The organism is Pseudoalteromonas sp. SG41-5, assembly GCF_014164495.1.
In the GTDB taxonomy this organism is placed as follows: domain Bacteria; phylum Pseudomonadota; class Gammaproteobacteria; order Enterobacterales; family Alteromonadaceae; genus Pseudoalteromonas; species Pseudoalteromonas rhizosphaerae.
This window is the reverse complement of sequence record NZ_JACJFH010000127.1, coordinates 1-9840: the sequence shown is the minus strand read 5'-3', so window position 1 is coordinate 9840 and position 9840 is coordinate 1. Positions and strand designations below refer to the sequence as shown.

Annotated in this window: 4 protein-coding genes and 1 CRISPR repeat array; of the genes, 2 read left to right on the top strand and 2 right to left on the bottom strand. The window is 41.7% G+C overall.

All coding sequences use genetic code 11. From position 1 onward, the window contains the following. The coding region (locus H5232_RS20960) for a bifunctional diguanylate cyclase/phosphodiesterase (protein ID WP_182831447.1) at positions 1–2200 on the top strand (2200 nt) is incomplete at its 5' end. Here H5232_RS20960 and H5232_RS20955 read toward each other — a convergent pair. Beyond that, positions 2197–4920: an ATP-binding protein gene (locus H5232_RS20955; protein ID WP_310736894.1), complete on the bottom strand. Its 2724-nt coding sequence runs from the start codon at positions 4918–4920 to the stop codon at positions 2197–2199. The genes H5232_RS20960 and H5232_RS20955 overlap by 4 nt on opposite strands. 130 nt (positions 4921–5050) lie before the next feature. Further along, on the bottom strand, positions 5051–5938 hold the full coding sequence (locus tag H5232_RS20950; RefSeq protein ID WP_182717799.1) for a cation diffusion facilitator family transporter: 888 nt from the start codon (positions 5936–5938) through the stop codon (positions 5051–5053). 218 nt (positions 5939–6156) lie between these two features. Between H5232_RS20950 and H5232_RS20945 the strand changes: the two genes are divergently transcribed. Further along, on the top strand, positions 6157–7599 hold the full coding sequence (locus H5232_RS20945) for a diguanylate cyclase domain-containing protein (protein WP_182831445.1): 1443 nt from the start codon (positions 6157–6159) through the stop codon (positions 7597–7599). A 249-nt stretch (positions 7600–7848) separates the two neighbouring features. Beyond that, positions 7849–9832: a CRISPR direct-repeat array (repeat unit 29 nt; unit sequence CGGTTCAGCCCCGTGAGTACGGGGAACAC). Positions 9833–9840: the final 8 nt, after the last annotated feature.

The following is a 9840-nucleotide window of genomic DNA, read 5'->3' as shown; positions in this document are numbered from 1 at the left end:
TGCCTATGCTCCGTGGCGCTCGCCACTTGCAATAAGCCTTTATTTATTACTTACGTTTTTAGTGCTATTTGTTATTTTTTGGCAATACCGCTCCCGTCAGCGCATTATTAAGCATACTCATGATGAAATACTGCAATCACAACAACAAACAGAGCTTGCTTTAAACAGTAGTAAAAGCGGTGTATGGGAAGTTGATATTGCCGCACATTGGATAAAGCAGCAGCGCTTAAAACATGAGCTAGGCTATAAAACTTTGCCACAAAAGTTCAATTTTGACGATTTTTGCGCATTAATACACCCAGATGATAAACGTAAAGTTCTTCATGATTGGCATTTATTCATCACTCAAAAAAATGCTCAACAATGGCAGGTCACGTATCGGCTTCAACATGCTAATGGAAACTGGCTTTGGTATCACGATATCGGTAAAGTGATTGAAACGAACGAGCAAGGCTATCCTACAAGATTAGCTGGAATCTATACCAATATAACCGAACAACGTGCTACAGCACAGCAAGCTGCGGTATTAGGCGAAGCCTTTAGCCAAATAAACGATTGGCTACTTATTTTAGACAGTCAACTGACTCCGTTTTCTGTTAATAATAGCTTTGCAGAAGCCTTTTCTATTCAAACAATCCCAGCAAAGCTTGAACTAAAACGGTTTTTAGCAGCACTGGGGAAAAAACAATATGTCGATTTCATCAATATTCTAAAATCATTACAACCGAAACAAAATTGGCGTGGTGACGCTTATATAAAAACTAAGATAAATCCGTCGCACCCTATTCATATTAGTATTACCGCAGTGGCAAAAGACAGTAATGTAGTGAGTTATTATGTGGTGGTTATTTCTGATTTAACCGAGCAAAAACGCGCTGAAAATGAACTACGCTATCTGGCAAACTATGATCCATTAACTAAGCTACCAAATCGGTCACTAATGTATCAAAAGATATCGCATGCGATAAAAGATGCCGATACACATGCCAGTCTAGTTGCTTTACTGTTTATAGATTTAGATAAATTCAAACCGGTGAATGACTCATTTGGTCATGCGGTTGGCGATCAGCTGTTATGTGATATTACCTATCGAATGAATAGTATGCTTGATAAAAATGCCATTGTTGGGCGTCAAAGCGGTGACGAGTTTTTATTATTAATTAAAAACTTAGACTCGCCACAAAGTTTGAGTAACTTAGTGCGTAGCCTCACTGAAGAACTTGCAAAACGGGTGGTGATCAACGATTTTGCAATTAATATCTCGGCCAGCGTCGGTGTGGCACTCTACCCATTTGATGCCGACACCACCGATGAGCTTATTCGTAATGCCGACATCGCAATGATGCATGCTAAGCAATCGGGCCGCAACGGCTTTAAGTTTTTCACTGAACAAATGAATAACCAAATCACCCAAAAACTACTGCTCGAAAATGCCTTAAAAGATGCCTACAAAGACGATTTATTTTTTAATAATTACCAGCCAATTGTTAATAATAAAAGCAAAAAAATCAAAGGTGTAGAGCTATTAATGCGCTGGCAACACCAAGCAGAATTGATATCCCCGGCAGTGTTTATTCCTATTGCAGAAGAAACTGGTTTAATCGATGTACTCACCGAGCAGGCGCTGACCCGTGCACTTGAAGATCTCGCACCATTATTTAAAGCTAACCCACGGTTTTACTTATCGTTAAATCTATCACCTGTGCATATTTTAAAATCTAATTTAACCGAACGCTTATTACTTATTTTAAATCAGCATCATATAAAACCTGTTCAGTTACGTTTAGAGATCACCGAAAACACCTTGCTTGATGACAAAAACAAAGCAGCTAAGCAGCTGCAAGCGCTCAGAAACGCAGGTTTTAAATTATTACTGGATGATTTTGGTACCGGGTATTCGTCTTTAACGTATTTAAGTCAATTTCCAATTGATGTGATTAAAATTGATCAAAGCTTTGTGCGTAATATCGGCCAAGATAGTAATAATGAATCAATCATCAAAACAATCCACACCTTAGCTGAAAACCTAGATCTATATTGTATTGCAGAAGGCGTAGAAACAATTGAGCAAATACGCTTTTTAAACAGTATCGGCTGTGATGACCTTCAAGGCTATTACTTTGCAAAACCAACAACTGCAGAGATTCTCATTAGCGATGCGTATATCCAAGCACTGCTAGAGAAATTGCAAACTACCTAGCTCAATGTATCAGCCCACTTTTTAAGGCATTGAAAAAGTTGGCCGCGATCCACGGGTTTGGCTATAAAATCGTCCATACCCACTTCTAAACAACGTTTTTGGTCGTCTTCAAAAGCATTTGCGGTAATGGCAATAATAATCACAGGACCAAATTGAGCACTGTTGTTACGGATTTCAGCTGTGCACTGATAACCATCCATAATAGGCATTTGGCAATCCATTAAAATAATATCGGCCATATTGTGTTGTAAACACGCCAATGCTTTTTCACCATCGTTAGCAACTTCTAAGGTGCAATGGGTGTCACTGAGCATTTTTGCAATAACGATTTGATTGATTTGATTATCTTCTACCAGTAATACTTTCAACCCAGTTAAGTCAGGAATGCTTTGCTGTATATCTACTTCATGGGTAAGTTGCGCTACTTCAATAGGAATGGTGATAGTAAAGCAACTGCCTTTACCAATCTCGCTGTGTAATTTAAGCTTGCCTCCCATTAACTGAACTATTCGCTTACAAATAGTTAAGCCTAATCCTGTGCCACCATATTGCCGCGTGGTTGAAATATCAGCTTGAGTAAACTCACGAAACAACGATGATTGCTGTTGCCCAGAAATACCAATGCCAGTGTCAGTTACAGCCACAGATAAATGATTATCAGCATAATCAATGTTCATCGTTATACTACCAGTTTTCGTAAATTTCCCTGCATTACTCAACAAGTTATTGACAATTTGGCTTAACCTTAGTGAATCTAACTGCACCACATCGGGTACTGACGGGGCAATATTTAATATAAATTCAACGCCTGGCTGTACGCCAGTATTTGTAAACACCTGTGCTAATTGAGTAAGCAGTTTTCGTACATTAACTATATGAATGTCTAGTTTGACCGCCCCCGCCTCAATTTTCGAAAAGTCTAAAATATCGTTTAAAATCAATAATAGATTTTTAGCGCTTTGCTGGATCATTTGCAATTGTTCGCGGTATTCCAACTTCACGTCATCAGCATTAAGTAAAATATCAGTCAGCCCCATAATACCGTTAAGCGGGGTGCGAATTTCATGACTCATATTCGCTAAAAATTGTGATTTAGCTTTGCTGGCCTGATTTGCAGTTGCCACAGCTTTAACTAATTCATCTGTTTTTTCATTTACTTGATACTCTAGCTCTACATTAAACTGTTTTAAATGCAGATTAAGTGCTGCATTTTCAGTGTTTACTTGTTCTAGATCTTTAAAGTTGCTGGTCAATTTAAATGCTAAAGTAGCAAATTGCTGCTGTAAGCTCAGCACCTCCAGCCACGCATTATTTTGAGTCTGTAAATCACTGATTTCAGCTTTAGGATCAAAGGCATCGATTTGTTCAGTAAGCTCATCTATTGGCCTCACTAACCATCGACTCAACTGGGTGATAAAGATACTGATCAAAATAATCACCACAAGAGTTAGTAATAGTGATTGCCCCCACGCACTTGCCGCCACAAGATTAGCGTATTTCCGTTTTAATAAGCTTGCTACATACCAACCTTGTTGCTGTGATAAATATATTTTTACGTAATATTGTTCGCCATCAATGTCGGTGGTCATAATGGCTTGTTGATCACCTTGTAACTGGGTAAATTTATCTTCAGTGAGCTGAGTCAATACCGAATAATGATTAGGTAAGGTGCTAAACACCACGTGTTTTTTGGCATCAAGAATTATCAGTTCACCATCATTATCAAATATGGTTGGCCTAAATTGCAAAAAGGAGCCCAACACTAACGAACCTTCAACCACTCCCTGAAAACGCCCGTTAATATGCACTGGTGCAGAAACACCCACAATGGGTTCATTACCAAATCCTCGGCCCCTAAAAACATTAGAAATATACCCTGTTGGCGAGTCTTTACCGATCGTAAAGTAATCGCGATCGGCAACCGATAAATTGCTGCCTTTTAAGCTTTCTTGCAAACTAAGTGGATTAAATACCTGAGCTATTGCGTTTTCATCCGTAACCATTGATGTAAGAAAGTTAGGGTATAGTGCCATTAACTGACTCAATGCTAACTGTTTATCGACCCCCTGCTCGATGGCTTTTGCAGTTAATACGATGCCACGGCGATAGCCATTTAAATACAGGTCAATTTTTTCAGCAATGTCTTCGGATTTTTCAGCAAGCTGCGCCTTCACTTCATATTCGATACGCGCATAATGATTGTTGGTAAGTACAATGGTGGTTAATAACACCACTAAAATAATGAGGATGCTTACAATGTAATTAAGAATTTTATACAGCGAATTTGGTCGTTTTTGCCACACTTGCTGAATAAAGAAGAAACTGAGTAAATCAATAACGCATAAAACAATGGCTGCATTTAAAAAATACTTAACCAAGGCGGTAATGACCGCCAGTAATGGCAACTCAATGATAAAATAGCCAATGAGTCCCAGCAGCGGAATACCAATTAACAACCAATAAATTATACCGCGAATAAACAGCAGCCGTGCAGTTTTAAAGCTAAAGTGATACAGCCAAAGCACTTCGCCAACAAACACAATTGATGGCCAACAATGCCCCCAACGATAAAAAATAAAAGCCGCACTGATAGTACAAGCAACTAACGCGTAGCGTAAGCCAAATAGCAACAAACAAATTAAAACAAACAGCTGACCAAATAAAAATTCAGAGCTGTCGAGAAACCAAAATGGCAGTAAATTAACAAAACCGGCCAACACGCCTAAAAGTATAGAACAGCTGAATGCAAAATATCGATGCTGAAAAAACGGCAATGGATTGTTCCGTATAAAATAGGCTATATCTAAAAGTAAAATAAAAAACGCATTTTGCCAAGTTAACTAGTTGTATTTAATGCTGACAACCATGACTTTCGATTTGTAATACGCTGTTGCCAACATTAAATTGCCTTGCTAGCAATTGCTCAACTTTAAGTCGGCATGCTTCATCATGTTTTTCTATAGTGCAATGTTGTTTAAGTACCACATGCGCCCCTACAACTAACTCCTTGTCACGGCGCATAACCGTAACATTGTGCACATTTTCTACATGCTCAACTTGTCCTATGGCACTTTCAATATCGGCCACATCGGGTAGTTTTGCTTTATTTAAACGCAGACCTTTAACGCATCCAACAATCACTTTTACACCTGTAAACAAAACAAATAACGCAATCAGCATGCTCGATAAAATATCAATAATGCTCCAACCAGTTAGATAAATAAGTATACCGGCGATAAACGTAGAGACAGTTGAAATCAAATCAAAAAATGAATGTAAAAATACCGCATAAACATTAAAGCTAGCCTTTCTACCTTTATATAATACCCATGCTGCAGCACCGTGAAATAAAAATCCAGTGGCGGCAATAACCGACATTAAATAGCTATTGACGACGGGGCCTTGCCCTTCATGGTGATGTACAAAGCGCTCGCCGCCTTCGTATAAAATCACCAGGCTGATCGCCAAATATAAACAACCGTTGATCAAACCACCGGTCAACTCTGCTTTTTGATAACCATCGTTGTAGTTTTTAGCTAAATGAATCGCTAAGCTCGATGCGATCAAAGCAATAAATAAAGAACTATTATGAACAAATAAATGCCCAGCATCGGCTAATACGGCAAGAGAGTTTGCATAATAGGCACCAATAACTTGAATAACCATAAATGAGCTAGTGATTGCTAATGCAATTAATAATCTACGTCGTGATGCTTGGTGAGTTGTAATGTCGGTCATGAAAAGCGGTTTTACCTGTGCTTAAGTGTGCTAAGAGTCATCATTCTAAAAAACGTTTAAAAGAGTAATGATATACAGTATCAATTGTAGTACTTCCATAAGCCAAACGCACTAAAAACTTAATATCGAGTTAATTTATATATAAAACGGCTAATTAAAATACCATTTTCTTAAAATTGAATGTAAGCTTAATATGTTAATAAGAAGTTGGAAATCCAGTGAGACAGTATTCTGTAGACGAAATTTGGCAATCTTTACAAGCGTTGCCACTTGCAATTGTGCTGTTTGATCAACAAACAGATACGCTGCACGCCAACGCATCAAGTCAGCAGTTACTTAAATTAATGCCAGCAATAAGTCCAGTGGAAAAAGCATTTCAACACTTATCAATTAAACACACAGAAAACCACACGATTGTTGATTATCAGACCTTTTTAACTCCCCAAAATAACACCGAACACATCTATAACATTGCCACAAAACACACACTCCTGCGTGTTACAGTCACCTATAGTTTAATTGGCCCACAGTTAATAATGCTGGCGCTTGAACCGCACACATCGTTTACTGTACACGCTGATTTTGACGAAGTAATAGCAAAAATATCAACACAACTTATTGATATACAAATAGACAACCTCGATCAACAGATCGAAAGCGCTTTAAAAACCATAGGTACATTTTGTGATGCTGATCGTAGCTATTTATTCCAATTTAGTGAAAACGGCAAAGCCATGAGCAATACTCATGAATGGGTTAATACGCAGGTCAAGCCTTTTAAAGAAAAGCTGCAAGATATTCAACAAGATTTATTACCGTATTTTTTTAGTACCATGAACGAAAAGCACGTTTTTAAGGTATCTGATGTAGACTTGTTACCCCCAGCCGCTGCTGCTGAAAAAGCTGAATTTGAATCAGAGGGGATCAAGTCTGTTTTATGTATTGGGCTGCGCTCTGAAAACGCCTTATTTGGTTTTATTGGCTGTGATTGTGTAACACATATACGCCACTGGACCGACACCGACCTTATGCGGATCAAACTGGTAGGTGAAATTATTGCCAATGCACTGAAAAACGTTCTGTATAAACAACGCTTAGAGCAAGCTCAACAGCAATTACTTTTAGCCAACCAAGAACTGCAATCACAAGCAAATCTCGACAGCCTGACAAATATCGCCAATCGCCGCTGTTTTGATCAAACCTTACTCAGTGAAATTCAACGCGCAACACGCTCACATCAACCATTGAGTTTAATCATTTGTGATATCGATTATTTTAAACTTTATAACGACAATCATGGCCACCAGCAAGGCGATGAGGCACTCAAACAAGTTGCCCAAACCTTGCATCGCTTATGTAAGCGACAAGGTGATTTAGCAGCTCGCTACGGCGGAGAAGAATTTGCAATTGTGTTACCCAGCATTGATAAACCCCACTGCTTAAAATTTGCCAGATTACTGCAGCAGCAAATAAGCCAACTAAATATCCTGCACCCAAATTCAAACGTAGCCGACCACCTCACCCTCAGCATCGGATGTTACAGCTGTAAACCAGATAAATACACCACCGCCGATATGATGATCCTCGCCGCCGACAGCGCACTTTACGTGGCAAAAAAAACAGGCCGCAATCAAATTCAAGTCTTTGATGAAGAGCATTAGAGCCATGTATTCGTAGCAGCGAGTTTACCTCGCGACAAATCAAAGTATTACATGTTGCTTAACCCCTCCCTTTATAAATTCAACAATACTCCAAATGTCCTGTACTGTAGGCCGTGCTTTAGCGCGAAATGTCACCCGCAACGCAAAATGATCACTTCAGCAAGTGAAATCTTAGCCAGTTAAATTCACCAATTCAGCCCGTGAGTACGGGGAACACGGGCTCTGGCAAGTTAGCGTTAAACTCGTTTACGGTTCAGCCCCGTGGGTACGGGGAACACCAAGGGCTAGAGCTTGGGCAACAAGCGCAGGGCGGTTCAGCCCCGTGGGTACGGGGAACACAAAGAAGCGGGCGGCACAAGTAAGCACGATGACGGTTCAGCCCCGTGAGTACGGGGAACACGTTCGGTTCCATGTTAAATCGAGCGAATCCTTCGGTTCAGCCCCGTGAGTACGGGGAACACAATACTGTGCTGTGTTTAACATAATTTAATACCGGTTCAGCCCCGTGAGTACGGGGAACACGTTAATCGCATATTAAACGAAAAGCAACTAAGGCGGTTCAGCCCCGTGAGTACGGGGAACACTAAGTCAGCAACTAAATCAGAGTATGATTTAACGGTTCAGCCCCGTGAGTACGGGGAACACATAGGCGGTGATAGGATCAAGCCCCTCAACGTCGGTTCAGCCCCGTGAGTACGGGGAACACTTGCCAAAATGCACAAACCCACTGGCAGCATACGGTTCAGCCCCGTGAGTACGGGGAACACATATTTCAAGATGCTCAAACCGATTCAGCTAGCGGTTCAGCCCCGTGAGTACGGGGAACACAAGTCATTAACAACCGCTGATTTTTCTTTATTCGGTTCAGCCCCGTGAGTACGGGGAACACTTCTCACCACCGCTTGTGATGTCGGTTTCCATCGGTTCAGCCCCGTGAGTACGGGGAACACTGGTGGTGTCAGTGTTTGTGCTAGTTTTTTTGCGGTTCAGCCCCGTGAGTACGGGGAACACTGTTGTATTAATTGATGGTATAAATGTATCAGCGGTTCAGCCCCGTGAGTACGGGGAACACAAGTTGGCAGTCTTGCAGACTCAATTGATAGTCGGTTCAGCCCCGTGAGTACGGGGAACACCAAAAAGAGGCTGATAAAGAAGGTTTGTTTACCGGTTCAGCCCCGTGAGTACGGGGAACACTCATCAACAGCATTAATATCTACAAAGGTATCCGGTTCAGCCCCGTGAGTACGGGGAACACTCCTGTATTCATGCTCAACATGAACTCGATATCGGTTCAGCCCCGTGAGTACGGGGAACACTTTACGATAATCCGCACCATGTATTTAAATGGCGGTTCAGCCCCGTGAGTACGGGGAACACATGATCGCATACATCGAAAGTATGAATGATTGCGGTTCAGCCCCGTGAGTACGGGGAACACGCGGTTGTGTCAACGAACTTTGATAAATCAGGCGGTTCAGCCCCGTGAGTACGGGGAACACATGTAGATAATGCGGTCACTGATTGATGGTTGCGGTTCAGCCCCGTGAGTACGGGGAACACGCATGTTTAGTGAAAAGACCGCTGCAGCAAAAGCGGTTCAGCCCCGTGAGTACGGGGAACACAACGCCATAGCTGCGAGATAATATCACCTAACCGGTTCAGCCCCGTGAGTACGGGGAACACTTAAAATACTCATGCCACACCTCGGCGCTGTGCGGTTCAGCCCCGTGAGTACGGGGAACACGCGTATAAATCTTTTGATAGTGCAGAGCCTAAGCGGTTCAGCCCCGTGAGTACGGGGAACACAAGCCAAGGTGCGACGTTTTGTGCAATGCGCGCGGTTCAGCCCCGTGAGTACGGGGAACACCTAACACCTAACTCATCCGCTGTTGTTGCAAACGGTTCAGCCCCGTGAGTACGGGGAACACCGTCACCCTGCCTGCCTATTACTGAATGGTCACGGTTCAGCCCCGTGAGTACGGGGAACACTAATAGCTGCACATTCCAAATTGATGCTATCTCGGTTCAGCCCCGTGAGTACGGGGAACACACTAAAAAGATAAATTACACAGATAACCCACGCGGTTCAGCCCCGTGAGTACGGGGAACACGCAAAAATTAAAACGGCGGACGGAAAAGTTAGCGGTTCAGCCCCGTGAGTACGGGGAACACTTGAATTTGTACAATGCTAGTAGTTACGGCACCGGTTCAGCCCCGTGAGTACGGGGAACACACTGTATT